We start from the raw sequence: 19,752 nt of genomic DNA, 5'->3' as shown, positions 1-19,752 counted from the left end.
TCGCTGTGCACAGGTTGGATTCCTGTCGAAATTCGTCCCCTGCCCGAAGATCAGGCGCGGAATCTGTGGAAGGATGTGAAGCCGCACCGGCCAGGGTTTGAGGTGATTGGCGCGTTCAACGCCGGGATCGCCGAGCATGACGGCGAGGTGCTGATGTTGCTGCGGGTGGCGGAACGTCCCGTGGCCGCGGACCCCGACGAGGTGGCCGTCCCGGTCTACGACCCTGCCTTGCGCGATCTCGTCGTCCACACGCTGCGCCGTTCGGACGCGCGCTACGACTTCTCGGACCCGCGCGCCGTCGCCTGGGCGGGCTCGCACAAGTTTGCGTACCTGACGTCCATCTCATACCTGCGCCTGGCGCGCAGCCGGGACGGTGTCCACTTCACGGTGGACGAGACACCGTTCTTGTATCCGGAGACGGCGCTCGAGACCTACGGGGTGGAGGACCCGCGGATCACGAAGATGGAAGACACGTACTACATCACCTACACCGCCGTCTCCCCGGCGGGGGTCGGCGTGGGCCTGGCGTCCACCCGGGACTTTCGCACGGTCAGGCGCCACGGCGTCATTCTGCCGCCGGAAAACAAGGATGTGGTGCTGTTCCCGGAGCGCATCGGCGGCAAGTACTATATGTTGCACCGACCGGTGCCGACGAGCAATGGGGCGCCGGAGGTGTGGCTTGCCGAGTCGCCGGATCTGGTGCATTGGGGCAACCATCGTCACCTGCTCGGCCTGCGGCCCGGCCGCTGGGACAGTGCCCGCATCGGGGCGGGTGCGGTTCCCATCCGTACGCCGCATGGGTGGCTGGAGCTGTACCATGGCGCGGACTCCAAGCACCGCTACTGCATGGGTGCGGCGCTCTTGGCGCTGGATGACCCGTCGCGGGTCATCGCCCGCTCCGCCCAACCCATCCTTGAACCCGAGGCGGATTACGAGATCCACGGGTTCTTCGGCAATGTGGTGTTTTCCTGCGGCGCCCTATTGCAAGGAGATGTGGTACGAATGTACTATGGGGTGTCGGATACGTCGATGGCGTGTGCGGACATCCCGTTGGCAGACATTCTGAACACCTTGGAACCTGTATGAACACGGACCGCGCGGCGGGTCATCCCCGTGCGGCCGGCGTGTTCGCATCCCTTGTCGATGGAAGTGGGAGCGCTGCCAGCCCCGCGCTTTCCTGACAGGATGCGACGATAGAGAAGTAGAATGTAGATTGCGGATGGCATCGCAGCAGGGAGAGGATTCGCCGTGTTGAGGACCGCGGTTGGTGCGCGCAGTTCTGCCGAACTGATGCAGGAGTTCACAAGCAAACACCTCGATCTGCGCGGGGAAAAGCTGAACTTCGAAGGTGTCGACGGACGTGACGTGTACAACATCACCGCGCCGTTTGAGGACGAGGGCGAATGGGTCATCGCCGGTCGCGTGGAGGCGCGCGACACCGAATACTCGGACGTGATGTTCTTCACGCAAAAGGGCGATGTGTGGGTGCCGCGCCCGAATACGCGTTGTTTCCATAACATGCAGGACCCGTTCCGTACCCGTATCCACGGGGAACTGGTCTTTGGCGGCGTGGAAGTCTGGCCGAATCCGGTGCATCCGGACAAGATTGATTTTCGCACCGTCTTCTACCGCGGGAAGAACATCAATGATCTGCGTCTGTTTGCGGTGGGTCCGCAGTTCATGAAAGACATCCGCCTGGTCGAGTTGCCGGACGGGCGGATTGGGGTGTTCACGCGTCCGCACGGGGACATCTGGGGCCGCGGTCAGATTGGGTACACGACCATCGACCACTTGGACGACCTGACGCCGCGGGTCATCACGCAGGCGAGGATTTTGCACGGCTTGTTCACCCCGGACGAGTGGGGCGGCGCGAATGAACTCCACATCTTGAAAAACGGCCTCATCGGGGTGCTCGGGCACATCGCCTGCTACAGCGAGGAGATGAACAAGCACTACCGGGCGATGGTGTTCGTGTTCGATCCGAAGACGTTCGAAACCTCGCCCATCAAAATCATCGCGACGCGCGACAACTTCCAGCAGGTGCGCGCGGCGAAAAACCCGCAGCTGCAGGACGTCCTGTTCAGCGGGGGTTTGGTGCGGCTCGGGGACGGCCGGGCGGTGCTGTACACCGGTGTCAACGATGCGGAGGCACACCGGATTGTGATCCCGGATCCGTTCGATGAGTATGAGCAGGAGTGACGGCTAGAAACAGGCGTGACGGGAATCAAGAAATGCGTGGTGTCGGGCGGCGGTGAGCCGCCCGCGCGTTTGTCGGTACGCCTGTACGTGATGTTGGAAAAATGTCAAAAAACAGACACATTTGCCTTCGACAAAAACCTGACTGTTTCGACACGGTGCGCTATACTCAAGGTAAGTCCGTCAAGGTGAGGTGACACACATGGACGACAAGGCGTACGTCATCCGTTACGGCAAGCATGGGACCTGGCACCTGAGTGCTCCGATGACCCGCAAGGTGGCGGACAAGCAGGCGAAGCTCCTCGAGCTCAATGGGTTCGAGGTCGAGGTGCTCCGCCGTGACCAGGTGCGGGTCCCGGCGAATCAGCGCTGACAGAGAGGGGAATGGACTGAAAACTTCCGTGAGAGGATAGAGGGCAGGCGCGGTGCGAAGCCGTGAGGCTTCGGCCGCGCCTGTTTTATCGCGCGCGAAAAGGAATGCGATGGACCAATCATGACGATGGACCAATCATTGCGATGGACCCATCATGAGGTCATCCGCATGGATCGCATCGGCTACGGGTTTGCCGGACGGGTGTACCATTGTCCGTGTCCTGTCATCGCGAACGTATGCTCATTTCCGCTTGCGGACGATGATGCGATCGTAACCGTAGCAAGCTTCTATCGCTACCAGTTCATGGCCTGCCTTTTCCACCCATTTCGGGATGTCGCGGCGCGAACCTTGGTCTGAAGACAGTACCGCAATCACGTCTCCGACCGCGCCCGACTTGATGGCCCGAATCAGTTCCATCATCGGGCCTGGGCAAAAGCTGCCACGCGCGTTAATCTCTTGTGTAATCTGATATGCCATCGCCGCACAGCCTCCCTTCAACTAATGTACATGGTCGTCGCCGCTTCCGACGCCATCTGAACGAATTCGCCGACGCCGACGATGTCATCCACCAGTTCGAAGTCGTCCACGGTCAAGCCCATCAGATCGGCGGTCATGGCACAGGCGTGAATGCGTACGTTCCCAAGGCTTTTTGCCTGTTCCAAAACCTTCGACGCAAAAAAGCAGCGCGGCTCGCCGCGCTGCACACAGGGGAATGCAGGGGATTTCGGTGGATGGCTATAAGGTAACCGATGAGGATTGAAAAATGATTGAAACGGGCTGCGCTTTACGTCATAAGGGCCCGCCATGTATTCCCACACTGAGCACAAATTGATGGCGAAATCGTTAGTTGCAACAATGCGCAGAGTCGGTTGAGCAGGAGTTGGTGTGCCTAGTCGACCGGTTGCTCATGAGCTTCAGACTGCCGGCCACGAGTGCCGCGTTCCGTGGAAAGCAGTTTAGGATGTGTTGTGAAAATTCAATTCCATGGCTATGCACTCGTTCCCTTCGCTGTCGACGTAGCGTTTCACCTCTGCAAAGCCCCGAGATGTGTACAAGTGCCGCGATCGCTCGTTGAACGAATACACGGCGTTGACTCGCAGTTTGTCCCATCCCCGTGACTTGGCGAGCGCGATGATGAGGTCCAATACCTTTCCGCCGATGCCGATGGAACGGTAACGCCCGTCGCCAATGACTATGGGCAGGCAATCGGGGCACAGCGCAACGTCGCCGATCGCTGTCCATTGATCTGCTATCGCCACCTCGATAATGAACACTTCCCCTTTTTGTAAGAGATACCTGTACATTCGTTCGACTCGATCGCGATCGTAGGGCAAGGCAGAGGGTCCGCCCTCCGAGTAGTACAGGACTTCAGGGTCTTGATACCATGGGAGCGCCAACTCGACGTCATCCGGCAAAACTACAGGACGTATCCGCACATTCCCATTTTGAAGAGGCATCGCAATACCTCCAGCTCACGCTCGCACAAGATAGCGGGCAGCATCCAAAATGTCATTCGCGACATCATCTGGGTCGAACAGCAGCCAAAAGCATGCGTTTCACCAGCCTGACGCCGTCGTGGGTGGATCACCTTCATGCTCATCTATCGTTCGAGTTCACTCCATGCGGCCGAGAAGGTCCGCCAGCGCAGACTCCAGGTTCGCGAAGCGAAACGTATAGCCCGCGGCCAAGGCGCGCCGCGGGAGGACGCACTGGCCGGTGAGCAAGAGGTCCGCCTTTTCGCCGAGCATGAAACGCAGCAAGGGGGCGGGTGCGGACAGCCCGTGCGGGCGGTGGAGGGTGTGGGCCAGGGCGCGGGTGAAGGTGTCCATCCGCACCGGATGCGGCGCGACGACGTTCACCGGTCCGGCGAGCTTCGCGTTGGTCAGGCAGTGGGCGACAAGTCCGGCGGCGTCCGCCACGTGCACCCAGGACACCCACTGTTCGCCGCTGCCCACGCGGCCGCCCAGTCCAAGCCGGAAGAGTGTGGCGATGCGCGGCAGGGCGCCGCCGTCCGGGCCGAGCACCATGCCAAAGCGCGCCAACACGACCCGCGTCTCGGCGGCGGCCGCGCGGGCGGCTTCCTCCCACGCCTTGCACACGTCCGCCAAAAAACCGGTTCCCGGGCCACTCTGCTCATCGAAGGTGAGGACGCCGGACGTCCCGTAGTACCCGACGGCCGAGGCGTTGACGAGCACCGCGGGCTTGCGGCGCGCCGCCCGGATCGCCGTGACGGCGGCTTGCGTGACGGTAAGGCGCGATGAGAGGATGCGTGCCTTGTGGCGCCTGGTCCAACGGCCGCGATCGATGGATTCCCCCGCCAGATTGACCACCGCGTACGGCTCAGCCTCGCCGGGCGCCGGGCCGGCTGTATCGGCGCCGATGGGCGCCGTGGCGGCGGGCGGTTCGCCTTCCAACACCATGAGCAGCCGCTCCGCCGTGTACGGGCGGCGGACGATCACGACGCGATGCCCATCCTCTTCCAATTGTCGGGTCAAGTGGCGGCCGATGAAGCCGCTCGCGCCCAACACCACCACGCGCACGCCGGATCGCCTCCATGACCTGTTCGAAGCCCTGTGCGAATTTTCTTCGATTATACCGCGGCGGTGGCTGCGGCGGGAGGGGTCCGGTCGGCGCAGCGTTTCAAAGCAGCGGGGCCAACACGCGCGCTGCCTGCTGCAACCACGCCGGAACCGGTGCGCGTTGGCGCAGGCCTGCCGCGGTCAGGCGCGTGCTGTCGGCGAGATCGCGCTCGAACTGGTCGGTGAGCGACCGCACCGCCTCCTGGCTGTAGACCACGGTCGCGATCTCGTAACTCAGCCGAAAGCTGCGCATGTCGTAGTTGGCGGCCCCGACCACGGCGACGCGGTCGTCCGCCGTCATCACCTTGGCGTGGAGCACGCCGCGCTCGTACAGATAGACCTCCACTCCCGCGTTGCACAGTTCCTCATAATACGTCCAGCTCGCCCAGCCGACGATGGGGTGATCGACCCGGGCCGGGACCAGGAGCCGCACCCGGACGCCGCGCAAGGCGGCCGACTGCAGCGCCATGACGAGATCCCGGTCCGGCACGAAGTACGGGGTGGTGATGTCGACCGTCCGGTGTGCTCCGGTGAGGCACAGGAAGAACAGATGGTGCACGTTTTCCGCCGGGGTGTCGGGGCCGCTCTCGACGGTCTGCACGTAGGCCTCAAACCACGTCTCCGGTTCGCTGTGCAGTTGGATCAGGTCCGCCCCCCACTCGGCCATCCACTGCGCCCGGAAGGCGTGGAGCATGGCCAGCCGCGCTGCGCGTGGTTTGCGCTGTCCGTGCCCATCCGGCGTCGCCGCCGCCCAGTTGACCTGAAACACCTTGGCGAGCTGCGCCACGACGGGTCCGGTGAGGTGCAGATGGGTGTCGCGCCAGAACCCGGTGCGTGGGCAGCGCCCCGTGTACTCGTCGCCGACGTTGATGCCGCCGACAAACGCCTCCTCGCCGTCGATCACGACAATCTTGCAGTGGTCCCGGTGATTGAGGCGGCGGGTCAGCCACGGGAACCGCAGCGGGAAGAAGGTCCGGCACTGGATGCCGGCGGCCGCCATTTGGGCGATGGCGGTGTGCGGAAGCGACCGGCTGCCGAGCCCGTCGCGCAGAAAGCGCACGGTCACGCCCGCCTCCGCGCGCGCGATGAGGGCGCGCATGACCGAGCGGCCGACGTGATCGTCCCGGAAGATGTAGTACTCGATGTCGATGCTGCGGCGCGCGCGCTGCAGGGCTTCGAGCAGGCGGTCGTACTTCTCCGGCCCGTTGGTCAGCACCGAGACGCGCCCGGGCACGGCCGGGTTGCCGGTGAGCCGCGCGATGGCCGACGCCATCGTGGCGCAGAGCGGATGTTCCAGGTGGCTTTGGTGGCCGATTGGCGCCGATGCGGCGGTCCGGGCCAAGGGGCGGCGTGGCACGGGCCGGGCGGCGACGGCGTAGATGGCCGGCCCGAGAAACGGCAAGAGCGTGGCGAGGACGCACCACGTGAAACCGCGGCCCGGGTGGCGCGCCTCGCGCAACGCGACCCAGACCACGAGGGTGGCGTGGGCGGCGTACAGCAGCAGGCAGACCTTCACATCTCATCCCTCCCGAACCCTACTAGCTTGGCTCGGCTGCGCGGCACGTATGCCCCTTTGGTTGGGCTTGTGGATGCAAAGGAGTAGAATGGGGTTCGGATGGCACAAGTTGCTGGGGAGGGAACGAGATGGAGCGCAGAGTCATGGGCAAGACCGGCATGGAAGTCAGCATCCTCGGCTTCGGCGGTGCGGAGATAGGGTTTCAGGGCGCGGACGTGGCGACGGTGGAGCGGCTCTTGGGCAGCGCGCTCGATGCGGGATTGAACGTGATCGACACGGCGGAGTGCTACCGGGAAAGCGAGGAGCTCATCGGCCGTGCGGTCGGGCACCGGCGGCACGAGTTCTACCTGTTCACCAAGTGCGGCCACGCCAGCGGCCTCGATGGCCCCGACTGGGACCCGCGCACCTTGGAACAGAGCATCGACCGCAGCCTGCGCCGCTTGCGCACCGACTATCTCGATCTCGTCCAGTTGCACAGTTGCTCGCTCTCGGTGTTGCAGCGGGGCGACGTGATTGAGGTGTTGGAGAAGGCGAAGGCGTCCGGCAAGGTGCGGTTCATCGGATACAGCGGCGACCGGGAGGACGCGCTGTTCGCGGTGCGGACCGGCCGCTTCGACACGCTGCAGACGTCGGTGAACATCGCGGACCAAGAGGCCATCGATCTGACCATCCCCGAGGCCATGGCGCGCGGCATGGGGGTCATCGCCAAGCGGCCGGTGGCGAACATCGCATGGCGGGACAAAGCGGAGCCGCCGAAACAAGCCTACCACCACACGTACTGGGTGCGGCTGCAGAAGCTGGCGTACCCGTTTTTGCAGCATCATCCGGAGGAGATTGTCGCCACGGCGCTGCGTTTCACCCTGTCCGTGCCCGGCGTGCACACGGCCATCGTCGGAACGAGCAAGCCGGACCGCTGGTTGCAGAACGCGGCCATCGTCGAGGCGGGGCTCCTGACGAAGGACGACTATGAGGCCATCCGGCAGCGCTGGCGCGAGGTTGCGGAGCCGGACTGGGTGGGGCAGGAATGAGCGGCGCCCATCCCGCCGCGCGGGCGGGAAGCGCCTTGGTGCCGGGGGCTGGCGGGCAGGATTCGCGTGGACAGCCCGCTGCCTGCAGATGGCGTATAATGGATGGGGACACCCGCCGCGGCGTCGCTTGGCCGGGCGATGGGCAAGGCTGGCACGGTGGAGCGGCGGGGAGAACCGGAAAGGAGTGGATGGCGCCGTGATCAAGGAAGTGGCGGACCTGTTCCAACTGCTCAAGAACGTGCACGCGACGGTCGACAAGATGCTGGAGGGCTTGTCGGATGAGGACTGGGTGAAAAAGCCGCGACCCGATTTCAACAACATCGCCTCCATCATCGAGCACACGGCGTTGGTGGAGCGCCGCTTCTTCGCACAGGTGAAAGGCGAGACGCCGGACATCGACGCGGGGGCGCCGTTCAAGGCGACGTCGTGGGATGTGCCGAAGATCAAAGCCCTGTGGGCGGAGAGCCTGGAGTACGCCCGGTCGGTGCTGGAAGGCTTGACCGAGGCCGATCTCGACCAGTTTGGCGCCAAGCTCGGCGTGGGCGAGGTCAACAAGCGCCAGTTGATTGCGTACGCCATCGCACACACCACGCACCACCGCGGGCAGATTCCGCTGGTGAAGAAGCTGTTGGCCGGCTGAATCGGCCGGCCGGTGGACACGCTTGGCCGGCTGATGCACACAGGGCCGCGCGTGTGCCGGAAGCGGGCGGATGCGGGGGGCCGTGTGTGCGGAACCTGCCCGTCCGTCCCGCGCCGCGCAGGCACAAGGTCACGAGCAGGAAGGAAAGGAGCGGGCGTATGGAGACGAGATCGCTCGGCAAATCCGGCCTCAAGGTGCCGAGTCTGTGCCTTGGCACGATGACGTTCGGCAACCAGGCGGACAAACAGACCGCGTTCGCCATCCTCGACAAGGCGTTGGCCGCCGGCGTGAACTTCATCGACACCGCCGACGTCTATCCCCTCGGCGGCGGGCTCGAGCGCGCCGGGGCCACGGAGTCCATCCTCGGCGAGTGGCTGGCGGGAAAGCGCCATCAAGTGATTCTGGCCACGAAGTGCTTTGGCGCCATGGGGCCGGGCCCCAACGATCGCGGCCTAAGCCGCAAGCACATCATGGAGGCGGTGGAGGGCAGCCTGCGCCGGTTGCGCACCGACTACATCGACCTTTACCAGGCGCACCAGTTCGACGCCACGGTGCCGCTCGACGAGACGCTGCGGGCGTTTGACGATCTCGTCCGCCAAGGCAAGGTACGCTACATCGGTGTGTCCAACTGGCGGGCGTGGCAGATTGCGAAGGCGCAGGGCATCGCGGAGTTGAAAAACCTGGTCCGCATCGACAGCGTGCAGCCGCGCTACAACTTGTTGTTCCGGATGATAGAGGATGAGTTGGTCCCGTACTGTGTGGCGGAGGGCGTGGGCATCATCTGCTACAACCCGCTCGCGGGCGGCATGCTCACGGGACGGTATCAATCTCCGGGCGACCTGACGGAGGGGACGCGCTTCACCTTGGGCCACGGCGCCGGTGATTTGTACCGCCAGCGCTATTGGCAGGAAGAGACGTTCAAAGTCATCGAGCTGTACCGAGGATGGTGCCGCGAGCGCGGCTACGATATGGCCACGACGGCGGTGCGCTGGGTCATCCAGCAGCCGGGCATCACCTCGGCCATCATCGGCGCCAGCCGGCCGGAGCAACTGGACGCGAGCCTGCGGGCCGCCGAGCTGCCGCCGCTCACCGACGAGGAACTGGCTTGGCTCAACCAGCTGTGGTACATGCTGCCGCGGCGCAAAGAGGACCGCTGAGCATGGTTCACGGTGCAAAGGGCCGCTCGCCGCGCTGGCGGGGCGCCGTCTCCAGCCATTCCGCAATCCGCCGCAGAAGCTGCGGGACGTCTTGCCGCAGTTCGGGCAGTTGCCGCGCGAATGCGACATACGGGGGCGCGTCGTCGGAGAGGATGAACTCGATGGTGGCGGCGTCGTAGAGCCTGGCCATTCGCTCGGCCACGTGATGCTCGCGGACGGTGTGGGAGCGCTCATAGGCGCGGGACACGGCCGCATCCGCCACGGCCGTGTCGGCCGCGGCGGGGACGTGATTGCCCTCATCCTGTCTGTCTTCCACAAAGTAGCTCAACGGCACGCCGAACGCGGCGGCGATTTGCACCATGTTTTGAAATGAGGGGTGCGGGCGCTTGCCGTTCTCGATGGCGCTCAGGTGGCTGATGGATATGCCGGTGCGTTGCGACAGCTCACGCAAGCTCCAGCCGGCCTGCCGGCGGAGTTGTGCCACAGTCTGGGCGATGTTTGGCATGCGCCGCTCCTCCTCTCGCTTCAGGTGTATCCTCATGGCGCGTATATCCTCATGGCACGGTTGCTGGGCGGGCTCCGGCTCGTCCGTGCAGGATGGGTTCATCGATGGGTTCATCGCCATTATAGTGCATGAAACCGCATCTGTACACATTTGTGTACGGATGCGGGGTGCTTGGTGCGGCCATCATGCGCGGCCGGGGCGGTCGTCCGGCCGCGCCACGGCGTACAACCAGAGACGCTGGCCGGTTGCAAACCGCCGCCGCGCCATCCCGGCGCGAAACGGGCTCTCCTCCTCTTCACGGTACACGCGCCACGGCCAAGGCAACTTCTCGATGGCGCGCCGCGCCAGCCGGTTGTCCTCCGGGATGAGGAACACCAACCAGGCGGCCCCAAGCTGTTGAAACGCCACCGCCGCCTGCCGCCGTTTGATGTCTGCGTTCCATCCTTGGCCGCGGGCTGCAGGCACCAGATACGTGCCCGCCTCGACCACCCGGCCTGCGCCGGGAGCCATATCTTCCGGCCAGACGCTCCACGTCACCCAACCTAAGACGTCGGCCGTCTCGCCTGACCATGCCGCCGCGACGCGCAAGCGGCCGTATCCGAGCACCTCGGCTGCCCGCATCTCTTCCAGGTACCTGGCAAACGCCGTTTCCGAACGGTTGCGAAGCGGCCACCACGGGTCGTACGCCGCATGCTGCCAGAGCTGCGCCGCGTGGATGGGGCGCAGGGGCATGAAACGCAAGCGCCGTTGTGCTTGGTATGCGGCGTGTCTGTCCGGGGTGCCGTTTGCTGGATGTCTGTCCACCGCCCTTCGCCTCTCCTTTCGCCCGCGGCGCATCCTCCCTCTCCATCTCCATCTTCATCTTCATCTTCGCTGCAAGTGTAGATCGCGCTCTGTTCGTCCGTCATCCCGCGACGACAGCCAGCGCACGGCAGCCCCCTGATTTTGCCGGCCGCAGGGCGGGGCCAAGAGATGTCGCGACGAGAGGCGTGGACCTTACGATCCAGGGCAAGCTATCCGCCGCCAGCCGGGCCGGGGCCGGATTTTGGCCGCCGCAACATACGCAATCGAGAACAAACCTCTCCCATCCGCCGCCCAAATCCGTTACAATTTATACAATAGGAGAATCCACGTGGCTGTGCGCCCGGCAGTGGACGCGGCGCGGCGCGGGCCGCGGATGCAAAGGAGTGGCGAGGTATGGACAGTCTCGGCGCGAGGGTCAAGTTCCACCGTTTGCAGCAGAACCTGTCGGTGCGTGAGCTGGCACGGCGGGCGGGGGTATCGGTCAGCTACGTCTATGCGGTGGAGGCGGGCGTGCGCGGACACAACATCGTGAAGCTGCAGCGGATTGCGGAGGCGCTCGGGGTGCCCATCAGCGAACTGTGGGTCGGAGATGATTCGAAGTGAGACGATCCGAAGTGAGCGGTCATCCCAGCCTGCCCTGGCTTCGGCTGGCCGCGTGGCGGAAGCGGCGCGGCCTGTCGCAACGGGCCCTCGCGGAAGGCATCGTGACCCAGACGATGCTGAGCCACATTGAGCGGGGCAGGGTGTTCCCGTCGGAGGCCACCCTCGTGCAGTTGGCCCGCCGGCTCGAGTTGCCGGAAGAGGAACTCCTCGCCGAATGGCGGGCTTGGCGCGGGCGGGAACGGATGCGGGCGCGCCTGTGGCAGGCGGCCGTGCGCCGGGACGCCGCGGCGCTGCAGGCGGAGCTGGCGGTTGCCGCCACGGTGGTCAGCCCGTTCGAAATCGCCGTGTACGCCGCGTGGGCTGCCGCCATCGCGGGTTCATGGCGGGAGGCGGACCGGCGCCTGACGGACGCGTGGCTGCAGCACGGGATGCCGGATTTGCCCGCGTTGGCCAGGCGGCGGGTGTTGGCCGCGTCCGCATGGGTGAACGCCTCCGTCGCCGCGTCGTGCGGCCGCGGACTCGCCGCGCAGTACTGGCGGGATCGCGCGCGGCGGTTCGCGGATACGCGCGTCGCCGCGCAGATATCTGAAGGCGCGCATCAAAAGGATTTTTAAGGCAATGCAGTATGATATAATGAACTCCGCATGCAACATCGCGATCGCGGTCTTACGCCCGGCAGCGCGGCGCATGCACGGTGCGGTGCGCGGCTGGCGGGCACAGTGCGGTTCGGGGATTGAGGGGGCAAGGCTGTGTCGACGGAGGCGGAGCTTGGGTATCAGGATGCGCTGCGCCAGGTGCTGCGGACCTTGCACCGGCGCCTGAAGGTGTTGCAGGAGGAGCGCAAGGAGGCGCCCCCGGAGCGGCAGGCGGAGTATGCGCACCGCATCGCCGAGGTCGAACACCTGCTGGACATCGTCGCGTCCCTGCATCGATAGCGTGGTCTGGCCGTCAATCTGGCCCGGGTGTTCACGGTTTGTCTTGCTTGAGCAAACGACGCGTGGGGAAAGCGAGGGGATGGGCCATCTCCATCAAACAGCTCGTCGACTTTTTCGACATGGTGGGCCAGACCGACTGGAACCGCCTCATCCAGAGAACCTTGATCCACTGGATTGGGATCCATGACCGGCAGCGCATCCTGGAGGCCGGGTGCGGGGTGGGGCGGTTCACGCTGTTGTTGGCGCAACGCGCGCACCATGTGGACGGCGTGGACGTGCATCCGCTGATGATTGAGCGCGCCCGCCGGATTGCCCGCGATTTCGGCATCCGCAACGTCACGTACACGGCGGCAGATATGGCGGCGCTGCCGTTCGCGGACGCGTCGTTTGACGTCGTCACCAGCATGAACCTGTTGTTCGCCAACGTTTCCCCGGTGCAGGTCCTGCGCGAGTTGGCGCGCGTCGCCAAGCCCGGCGCCCAGATTGTGCTCTTGTGCCCGACGCGGGAGATGAATCCTTGGAGCGCGCACATCTATTGCGAGAAGCGGCAATTGCACGATTTTGAACGGGACAGCCTCATCTCATGGGCCACCGCCGCATCCCGCCAGCAGACGCATCACGGCGACATGGACCGCATCGTCCGGGCGGCCGGGTTGACCGTGGCGGAACGCGCCGTGGTGCTGGACGGTTTGGCGCAAATCATGAAAGTCGACCCGCCGGGGGAAAGTAAAGACGGGGCGGCCAAGGCGTGATGGCCGGGAAGAAACGGCGGCGATGTGACATTTTTGTGTCAGTTTGGGACAGGCAGGGTTGCACACCGTGCAAAATGATGTCGAAAGGTGTAAAATGACGCGGGTGCGCGCAAACTGAATCACGCGACAGTGGAAGTATCAGAATGTTAAGTGGTAGAGTATGACAATAGGGGATATCCCCGAATATTGCGAGGGTTAGGAGAATCGACGGTGAAACTGCTGGAAAAGGTGCAAGAGCTGGGTCGTCTGTTGCGTTCGTCGAGTGAACAGGTGGATTTTCACGAGGTGGCGGAGTTTTTGAGCCGCGTCATGTCGTGCAACGTGTACATCGTCGGCCGCAAGGGCAAGATCCTCGGCTACGGGGTCGCGGAGCACGCGCTCACCGAAGAATGGCTGCAGATCATGACCAAGGATCAACGGTTCCCGGGTGACTTCAACAAGCACCTGCTCAACATCGAGCAGACGGTCATCAACCTGGAGAACAAAGAGGCGTTTTACGTGTTCTCCCCGGAGGAGAACGAATCGTTCCGCTCCAAGTACATCGCCATCGCGCCGGTGATTGGCGCCCGGGAACGGCAAGGGACCCTGTTGTTTGCGCGCTCATCCCATCCGTTCGACGAAGAAGATCAGATTTTGGCGGAATACGCCGCCACCATTGTCGCGTTGGAGATTGTCCATGCGCGCCAAAAGGGCAAAGAGCAGGAGAGCCGGCTGCGGGCCCTTGCGCACCTGGCCGTGGAATCGCTCAGTTATTCCGAGCTGCAGGCGGCGAAGTACCTGCTGGACGCGGTCAAGCAGTCTCCGGACGGCATTGTGGTCAGCAGCCAAATCGCCGACGAGCACGGCGTGACGCGGTCGGTCATCGTGAACAGCATCCGGAAGCTGGAGAGCGCCGGCACGCTGGAGAGCCGTTCCCTTGGGATGAAGGGGACGCACCTGCGGATCCTCAACCCGTACATCGAAGAGGAGATCAACCGCCAGTTCGACCGGTGAACGGCGGTGCACGCCGGCAGCGCGGCGTAAGGAGTTCAAGGGGCTGTCCCCGACAACGCGGTGCACATCGCGGACGGGACAGCCCCTTTCTCGTGCGGCGGCAGGTTGTGTTTTGTCTCTTACCGGGCGTAGTGGCCCATGCGGAACAGCCGCAGGCCGAATTGGGTCACGGGCCGGAGCCAACGCGAGAACAGGTGCGCCAGGCGTCCGCTCACCACACCGACCAGCATCCCGGCCAGCACGTCGGTGGGCCAGTGGACGCCGACGTAGACGCGCGACACCATGACGAGGGCGGACACCACGGTGAACAGCCAGCTCAGCCACTTGGGCGCGCGTCCCCACAACCCGCTCGTCATGCCAAATCCGACGGCGGTGTGGTCGCTGGGGAACGACGTGTCAGGCGGGTGCGGGATGTGGTGGACGCCCGGCAGGACGACGAACGGGCGCGGGCGGAACCAGATGGCGCCGATGACGGCGTTGACCGCGAGGGCTATCGCACCCCCCGCCACCGCGACGACGAGCGCGTGCCGTCGCGTTTCGTCCTGGCGCGGCAACGTAAACCACGCGGCCAACAGCGCCAACCCGTACACCTCCAGCGGGTAACTGGCGAAGAAGATGAACAGCGGATCGAAGGGCGAGTGCCCGAAGTGTTGGTTGAGCGCGTGAAACAGCGACAGATCAAAGCGGTTCACAGCCATGCCTCCCAAAAATACGCCGTGCATGCCTATCATACGGGATGGGCGCGGGCAGCGCCAAGTGCGGACTGGATGTACGGCGGCCGTTGCGGTATACTCTTCACAGAAAGTTTCCTGCGTGAAAAAGATTGTCTTGCGTACAACTTTGTTGGCTGAGGTGAATACGATGGGGCAGTGGCAATTGCGCAGGGCGCGATCGCGCGATGGGAAGACGGAAGGAGGCGGGGAGAGGATGCGACAAGCGTCGTTGGCACACGCCATCCAACGCAAGCACCCGGACAGCCGGGCCATCCAGGCGAGCCGCCTGGCCATATCCGGCCAGCGCCGGGGCATCCGCGCCGTCCTGCCGTTCATCGGACCCTCGCTCATCGCCGCCATCGCGTACGTCGACCCAGGCAACTTCGCGACGAACATCCAGGGCGGCGCGGCGTACGGTTACCGGTTGTTGTGGGTGGTGTTGCTCGCCAACCTGATGGCGATGGTGATTCAGAACCTCGCCGCTAAGCTCGGCATCGCCACAGGCAAGAACCTGCCGGAGATGTGCCGGGCGCACCTGCCGCGCGGATTGAACTTCGTGCTGTGGGGGGTGGCGGAGCTTGCCGCCATGGCCACGGACGTGGCGGAGTTTCTCGGCGCCAGCCTGGCGTTGCACCTTTTGTTCGGCATCGCTCTGTGGCAGGCGACGCTCGCCGCAGGTGTCGTGACGTACGTCATCCTCACGTTGCAGCGTCTGGGGTTTCGCCCGTTGGAGCTGTTCATCGGCGGCTTTCTCGCGGTCATCGCGCTGTGTTACGTGGTGGAGACCGGGATCTCGTCTCCGCCGTGGGGTGAGGTGGTCCGCCACCTGGTGACGCCGTGGCTGGGCGATGGCCACAGCGTGCTGTTGGCCGCCGGCATCGTCGGCGCCACCGTGATGCCGCACGCCATCTACCTGCACTCGGGGTTGACGGAGCGGCGGATTATCCCGCGCAACGAAGCGGAAGCCGTGCGCGTGTACCGTTTTCAGCGCCTCGACGTGGTCTTGGCGATGGCGGTGGCCGGCGGCGTGAACCTGTCCATGATGTACATGGCGGCGCGCGTCTTTCACGACACCGGCCATGCGGGCGTGGCCGACATCGCGAGCGCTTACCGGATGCTCACGCCTTTGCTCGGACCGTTTGCCGCCGCCGTCTTTCTCGTCTCCCTGCTGGCGTCCGGCCTGTCCAGCTCGGCGGTCGGCACCTTGGCCGGGCAGGTGGTGATGCAGGGGTTCGTCGGGTTCCGGATCCCGGTTTGGGTGCGCCGTCTGGTGACGATGTTGCCGTCCATCGCCGTCGTGGCGAGCGGGGCGGATCCGATGCAGGTGCTGGTCTTGAGCCAGGTCGTGCTGAGCCTGGCGCTGCCGGCTCCTTTGCTGACGCTGCTCTATTTCACGAACCGCCGGCGTTTCATGGGCGCCTTGGTCAATCCTTGGTGGCTCAAGTGGTTGGCGCGGCTCATCACGGCGGCCATCCTGGTGCTCAACGCCGTGTTGTTGTGGCTGGCAGGGTGAGCGGAGTATACTGAACGTGAATGCCAAGGAAGTGACCGCATACGGCCAGTGTGGCGAGGGCAGAGGAGTGACGGCTTCGTGACGTCGCGGGAAGAGATTGCGCGCAAGCTCAGCGAGAACTGCGCCAAATGGTTTCAGGGGCGGGTGTGCCACCCGGAGCCTGATCAAATAGACCGGATGGTGCGGATTTTGCACCAAGTCTTGTTACCCAACTACTTTGGCGGCGGCAGGGACTTGACGGCCAACATCGATGCGCTCGGCGAGGTGATGGCGGCCCAGATCCACCGCGCCATGTTCCAGCGCTGCATCGAACGGGAGGCGACGCCGCAGACGCGCAGTGTTGCCGAGGCGAAGGCGGAAGCGGTCATCTCCCGCCTGCCCGAGCTGCAGGAGATGGTGTACGAGGACGTGGTCGAAACCTATCAAGGGGATCCGGCCGCCACCGGCTACGACGAGGTGATCCTCACCTATCCGGGCCTGTTCGCGCTCACGGTGTACCGCACCGCGCACATCATGCACCAGCTCGACATCCCGCTGTTGCCGCGGATGATGACCGAGTACGCCCATCGCGTCACCGGCATCGATCTCCACCCCGGCGCTACCATCGGCCGGGGCATCATGATCGATCACGGCACGGGCATCGTGATCGGCGAGACGGCGGTGGTCGGCAACCATGTGAAGATCTACCAGGGCGTGACGCTGGGTGCGCTGTATTTCCCGCGCGACGAGGCGGGGGAGATGGTCCGCAAGACCAAGCGCCACCCGACCGTGGAGGATTACGTCGTCTTGTACGCCCACGCCACGGTGTTGGGAGGGGACACGGTCATCGGCCACCACAGCGTCATCGGCAGCAACGCCTGGGTGACGTCGAGCGTGCCGCCGTATTCCAAGGTGCGATATCAGGCGGAATCGATGGTGGAGACGCGTGCGCACGGGTGAGCGGGCCTGCCGGGGCCCGCTTGGCTTCACCGGTGCAGTTGATAAGGCACGGTGATGACCTTGACGTGCTTGTTGAACACCAGCCAGGCGATGAGATAGGTGGCCGTCTTGTTGTGCAGCAGCGCGTGCCACCACTTGGCCGTCAGGAAGTGCGGGATGACGATGGTCACGTTCTCCGGTTTGTAGCGTTCCAGCTCGAACTCCACGAACCGCTGCAGCCGGCGCGCCACCGAGCGGTACTGGGAGTGGATGACGACGAGCCGGATGCCTGAGTTCAGGCGCTCCCAGTCGGCTTCAATCTTCCGTGTCGCCTCTTGCATCGCCTCTTCCGTGTCCCCGGTCACCACGTGCACCGCAATCACGTTCTCAAAGTGGCTCGCCGCATACTTGAGCGCGGCCACGGACGCCTTGTTCACCGAGGCGATGGGGACGATGGTCAGACCCGGTTCCTCCAGCGTGAACGGCTCGGAGAAGTCGTACTTCAACTCCGCCCGCACGCACTCGTAGTGGTTTTTGATTTTGTTGAAGGCGAAGACCATCAGCGGCACGCAGACGATGACCAGCCACGCCCCGTCGCGGAAGCGGGTGATGCCGAAGATGAGGCAGGCCGTGGCGGTCATGATGAGGCCGAAGATGCTGCCGGCGGCTGCGCCGATCCAGTTCTTCCCGCGCTCGCGGAAGAGCCGGACCACCATGCCGAGCTGCGACACCGTGAAGGTGTAGAACACCGAAACCGCGTACAGCGGGATGAGCCGGCTGACCTTGGCGTCAAAGGCGATGGTCAGAAGCAGCGAGATGAACGTCAGAAACAGAATCCCGTTGCTGTAGACGAGCCGGCCGCCTTTGTGCAGAATCCAACGCGGCATGAACCCGTCCCGCGCCATCGACGACCAGAGGGCCGGACAACCGGTGAACGCGGTGTTGGCCGCGATGGCGAGGATGCACATCGTGCTCACCGAGATGAGGACCGTAATCACGTAGCCAAAGCCGTGCGTCCCGAACAGCGTCATGGCCTCCTGGTTGATGAGCGGGACTTCCGGGTTGTACGTCAACCCGTGCATCATCGCGACGCCGGAAACGATGATGAACATCGTGCTCAACGTCAGGACGAGGAGGAGCAACAGGCGTTGCGCGCGTTTGACGGACGGTTCGCGGAAGACGGGGACCGAGTTGGACACCGCTTCGACGCCGGTGAGGGCGCTGCAGCCGCTGGCGAACATTTTGAGAAAGAGGAACAAGGTCATCCCTTTGACCGCGGCCATGCCCGAGAGGGTGGGCAGGTGCACCTGTTCCGGATGCATGAGGGCGTTGACCACCGCCGCGATCCCGATGAGGAAGATGCTGGCGATGAACGCGTACGTGAACGGCACGAAGACCGTCGCCGACTCGCCGGTGCCGCGCAGGTTGATGACCATGATGATGAGCGTAAGCAGGATGTTGAACCAGAGTTTGTGGTGGCCGATGAACGGCACCACCGGGCCGATGGCGTCAATGGCCGCCGCGATGGACACCGCCACGGTGAGGGTGTAGCCGACGATGAGCGTCGACGCCGCGGAGAGGCCCCAGAAGCGGCCGAGATCGTTCAGGCCGATGGCGTAAGCCCCGCCGCCCTTCGGGTAGTGGCGGATGATGTTGCGGTACGCCAGATACAACAAAAACGCCAGAACTGCGATGATGAACGTCCCGAGCATGGAGTAGCCGAGCACGTTCGTCACATACTGACTCGCAGCTCCAGCGCCGATGATGAGGGCCAAGACAATCTCCATCTGGTCGGTGGCGTACGCCACGCTGGACAGGGCGTCGGGCGTCATGACGGCCATGCCGCGGAAAATGCCGATCTGGACATGCTGGTGTTCGCGTGTCTTCAGCGGACGCCCGAGCAGGATGCGTTTGAGGCTGTCTACCATACGACTCTCTGACCCCAGTCCTGGCGGCCGCCCCGCTCCCTGCCCGGGGGCGGCCGCCGCCGAATCATGCACGACGGAACGACTGTACCGCACGGCTATGACGGCTGCAAACCTGGAATTCGGCCTTGCAAGCGCATACATCCCGCCCGCGTCAGCCGGCGCCAGGTTCAAGGCTGCAGCGCGAATTCGCAATCCGCATAGCTTCAAATTGCACGCGATTTGACCGGTTGCGCCTTGGCTTGCGCGCCTGCGGTGCCAAGGCTTATGATGAGGTAGAACCCGGGTGTTCATGCAGCGCGTGGTCCCCGGGAGCACAAGTGCATATTCCTTCGGGGCAGGGTGAGGCGCGTCGGCGCCAATTCCCGACCGGTGGTGACGTGCTCGGCCAGGAGCACGAAGTCCACGAGCCGCAAGGCACGAACTGGTGAAAGTCCAGTACCGACGGTATAGTCCGGATGAAAGAAGGAAGTGTGTGCAGGTTGGGCGCCAGGCATCAACGGGCGGCGGAATGGCCGGATGGCGGATGAACCGGCTGTCCGCAACGTGCGTGGCGCGGCTGGCCCTTGGAGCAACCTGCGCGGTCGTATGGTGTTGGTCAT

At 64.3% G+C, this 19,752-nt stretch carries 22 protein-coding genes and 1 riboswitch; of the genes, 13 read left to right on the top strand and 9 right to left on the bottom strand.

From position 1 onward, the window contains the following. The first annotated feature begins 30 nt into the window (after nt 1-30). From IEX97_RS08365 to IEX97_RS08355, 3 genes are all read left to right on the top strand, one after another. The gene (locus tag IEX97_RS08365; RefSeq protein ID WP_229776669.1) at nt 31-1,086 is read left to right on the top strand and encodes a BtaManbiosPhlase; all 1,056 of its coding nucleotides are present in this window, start codon (nt 31-33) and stop codon (nt 1,084-1,086) included. A gap of 204 nt (nt 1,087-1,290) precedes the next feature. After that, a complete protein-coding gene (locus IEX97_RS08360; protein ID WP_188882339.1) occupies nt 1,291-2,199 on the top strand; it encodes a DUF1861 family protein in 909 nt (302 codons plus the stop codon). 199 nt (nt 2,200-2,398) lie between these two features. Then, nucleotides 2,399-2,569 carry a hypothetical protein gene (locus tag IEX97_RS08355; protein WP_188882335.1) on the top strand — a complete coding sequence of 57 codons (171 nt, stop codon included), beginning with the start codon at nt 2,399-2,401 and terminating at the stop codon, nt 2,567-2,569. Nucleotides 2,570-2,809: 240 nt separating this feature from the next. On the opposite strand, the gene IEX97_RS08350 is transcribed toward IEX97_RS08355, so the two are convergent. From IEX97_RS08350 to cls, 5 genes are all read right to left on the bottom strand, one after another. Next, nucleotides 2,810-3,046, bottom strand: a complete 237-nt coding sequence (locus IEX97_RS08350; RefSeq protein WP_188882334.1) for a sulfurtransferase TusA family protein — start codon at nt 3,044-3,046, stop codon at nt 2,810-2,812. 17 nt (nt 3,047-3,063) lie between these two features. Continuing rightward, complete coding sequence (locus IEX97_RS08345) at nt 3,064-3,375, bottom strand: DsrE/DsrF/DrsH-like family protein (RefSeq protein WP_188882333.1); 312 nt, start codon at nt 3,373-3,375, stop codon at nt 3,064-3,066. 150 nt (nt 3,376-3,525) lie between these two features. Continuing rightward, nucleotides 3,526-3,966 (bottom strand): GNAT family N-acetyltransferase, encoded by a 441-nt coding sequence (locus IEX97_RS08340; protein WP_188882332.1) that lies wholly within the window; start codon nt 3,964-3,966, stop codon nt 3,526-3,528. Nucleotides 3,967-4,182: 216 nt separating this feature from the next. Then, nucleotides 4,183-5,109, bottom strand: coding sequence for a TIGR01777 family oxidoreductase (locus IEX97_RS08335; protein WP_188882331.1), 927 nt, complete (start codon nt 5,107-5,109; stop codon nt 4,183-4,185). 100 nt (nt 5,110-5,209) lie between these two features. Continuing rightward, on the bottom strand, nt 5,210-6,664 hold the full coding sequence (gene cls, locus IEX97_RS08330) for a cardiolipin synthase (protein ID WP_188882330.1): 1,455 nt from the start codon (nt 6,662-6,664) through the stop codon (nt 5,210-5,212). Between the two features lie 128 nt (nt 6,665-6,792). On the opposite strand from cls, the gene IEX97_RS08325 reads away from it, so the two are divergent. From IEX97_RS08325 to IEX97_RS08315, 3 genes are all read left to right on the top strand, one after another. Beyond that, nucleotides 6,793-7,692, top strand: a complete 900-nt coding sequence (locus IEX97_RS08325) for an aldo/keto reductase (protein WP_188882329.1) — start codon at nt 6,793-6,795, stop codon at nt 7,690-7,692. A gap of 196 nt (nt 7,693-7,888) precedes the next feature. Next, complete coding sequence (locus tag IEX97_RS08320; protein ID WP_188882328.1) at nt 7,889-8,332, top strand: DinB family protein; 444 nt, start codon at nt 7,889-7,891, stop codon at nt 8,330-8,332. Nucleotides 8,333-8,490: 158 nt separating this feature from the next. Then, a complete protein-coding gene (locus IEX97_RS08315) occupies nt 8,491-9,489 on the top strand; it encodes an aldo/keto reductase (protein ID WP_188882327.1) in 999 nt (332 codons plus the stop codon). 7 nt (nt 9,490-9,496) lie between these two features. On the opposite strand, the gene IEX97_RS08310 is transcribed toward IEX97_RS08315, so the two are convergent. Continuing rightward, nucleotides 9,497-9,994, bottom strand: coding sequence for a helix-turn-helix domain-containing protein (locus IEX97_RS08310; RefSeq protein WP_188882325.1), 498 nt, complete (start codon nt 9,992-9,994; stop codon nt 9,497-9,499). 183 nt (nt 9,995-10,177) lie between these two features. Next, entirely contained in the window at nt 10,178-10,798 is a 621-nt protein-coding gene (locus IEX97_RS08305; RefSeq protein ID WP_188882324.1) for a GNAT family N-acetyltransferase, read from the bottom strand. Nucleotides 10,799-11,191: 393 nt separating this feature from the next. Here IEX97_RS08305 and IEX97_RS08300 point away from each other — a divergent pair, with 393 nt between their 5' ends. The 5 genes from IEX97_RS08300 (at nt 11,192) to codY (ending at nt 14,081) form a co-directional block, all read left to right on the top strand. After that, entirely contained in the window at nt 11,192-11,401 is a 210-nt protein-coding gene (locus IEX97_RS08300) for a helix-turn-helix domain-containing protein (RefSeq protein ID WP_188882323.1), read from the top strand. Continuing rightward, nucleotides 11,398-12,015 carry a helix-turn-helix domain-containing protein gene (locus IEX97_RS08295; RefSeq protein ID WP_188882322.1) on the top strand — a complete coding sequence of 206 codons (618 nt, stop codon included), beginning with the start codon at nt 11,398-11,400 and terminating at the stop codon, nt 12,013-12,015. The genes IEX97_RS08300 and IEX97_RS08295 overlap by 4 nt, the downstream gene beginning before the upstream one ends. 135 nt (nt 12,016-12,150) lie before the next feature. Next, nucleotides 12,151-12,336, top strand: a complete 186-nt coding sequence (locus tag IEX97_RS08290) for a hypothetical protein (RefSeq protein ID WP_188882321.1) — start codon at nt 12,151-12,153, stop codon at nt 12,334-12,336. Nucleotides 12,337-12,398: 62 nt separating this feature from the next. After that, nucleotides 12,399-13,088 carry a class I SAM-dependent methyltransferase gene (locus IEX97_RS08285; RefSeq protein ID WP_188882320.1) on the top strand — a complete coding sequence of 230 codons (690 nt, stop codon included), beginning with the start codon at nt 12,399-12,401 and terminating at the stop codon, nt 13,086-13,088. 210 nt (nt 13,089-13,298) lie between these two features. Continuing rightward, complete coding sequence (codY, locus tag IEX97_RS08280; RefSeq protein ID WP_188882319.1) at nt 13,299-14,081, top strand: GTP-sensing pleiotropic transcriptional regulator CodY; 783 nt, start codon at nt 13,299-13,301, stop codon at nt 14,079-14,081. A 119-nt stretch (nt 14,082-14,200) separates the two neighbouring features. Here codY and IEX97_RS08275 read toward each other — a convergent pair whose 3' ends face one another. Next, nucleotides 14,201-14,773 carry an undecaprenyl-diphosphatase gene (locus IEX97_RS08275; RefSeq protein WP_188882317.1) on the bottom strand — a complete coding sequence of 191 codons (573 nt, stop codon included), beginning with the start codon at nt 14,771-14,773 and terminating at the stop codon, nt 14,201-14,203. Nucleotides 14,774-15,008: 235 nt separating this feature from the next. On the opposite strand from IEX97_RS08275, the gene IEX97_RS08270 reads away from it, so the two are divergent. Together IEX97_RS08270 and IEX97_RS08265 are read left to right on the top strand one after the other, a co-directional pair. After that, a complete protein-coding gene (locus IEX97_RS08270) occupies nt 15,009-16,307 on the top strand; it encodes an Nramp family divalent metal transporter (protein WP_188882315.1) in 1,299 nt (432 codons plus the stop codon). A 78-nt stretch (nt 16,308-16,385) separates the two neighbouring features. Then, on the top strand, nt 16,386-17,246 hold the full coding sequence (locus IEX97_RS08265; RefSeq protein WP_229776663.1) for a serine O-acetyltransferase: 861 nt from the start codon (nt 16,386-16,388) through the stop codon (nt 17,244-17,246). A 26-nt stretch (nt 17,247-17,272) separates the two neighbouring features. Here IEX97_RS08265 and IEX97_RS08260 read toward each other — a convergent pair whose 3' ends face one another. Continuing rightward, the gene (locus IEX97_RS08260; protein ID WP_188882314.1) at nt 17,273-19,153 is read right to left on the bottom strand and encodes an APC family permease; all 1,881 of its coding nucleotides are present in this window, start codon (nt 19,151-19,153) and stop codon (nt 17,273-17,275) included. Between the two features lie 321 nt (nt 19,154-19,474). Next, a riboswitch (FMN riboswitch) is annotated at nt 19,475-19,624 on the top strand. Nucleotides 19,625-19,752: the final 128 nt, after the last annotated feature.

This window comes from Paenalicyclobacillus cellulosilyticus (assembly GCF_014647315.1).
Lineage (GTDB): Bacteria > Bacillota > Bacilli > Alicyclobacillales > Alicyclobacillaceae > Alicyclobacillus_J > Alicyclobacillus_J cellulosilyticus.
This window is presented reverse-complemented; position numbering and strand designations above follow the sequence as displayed.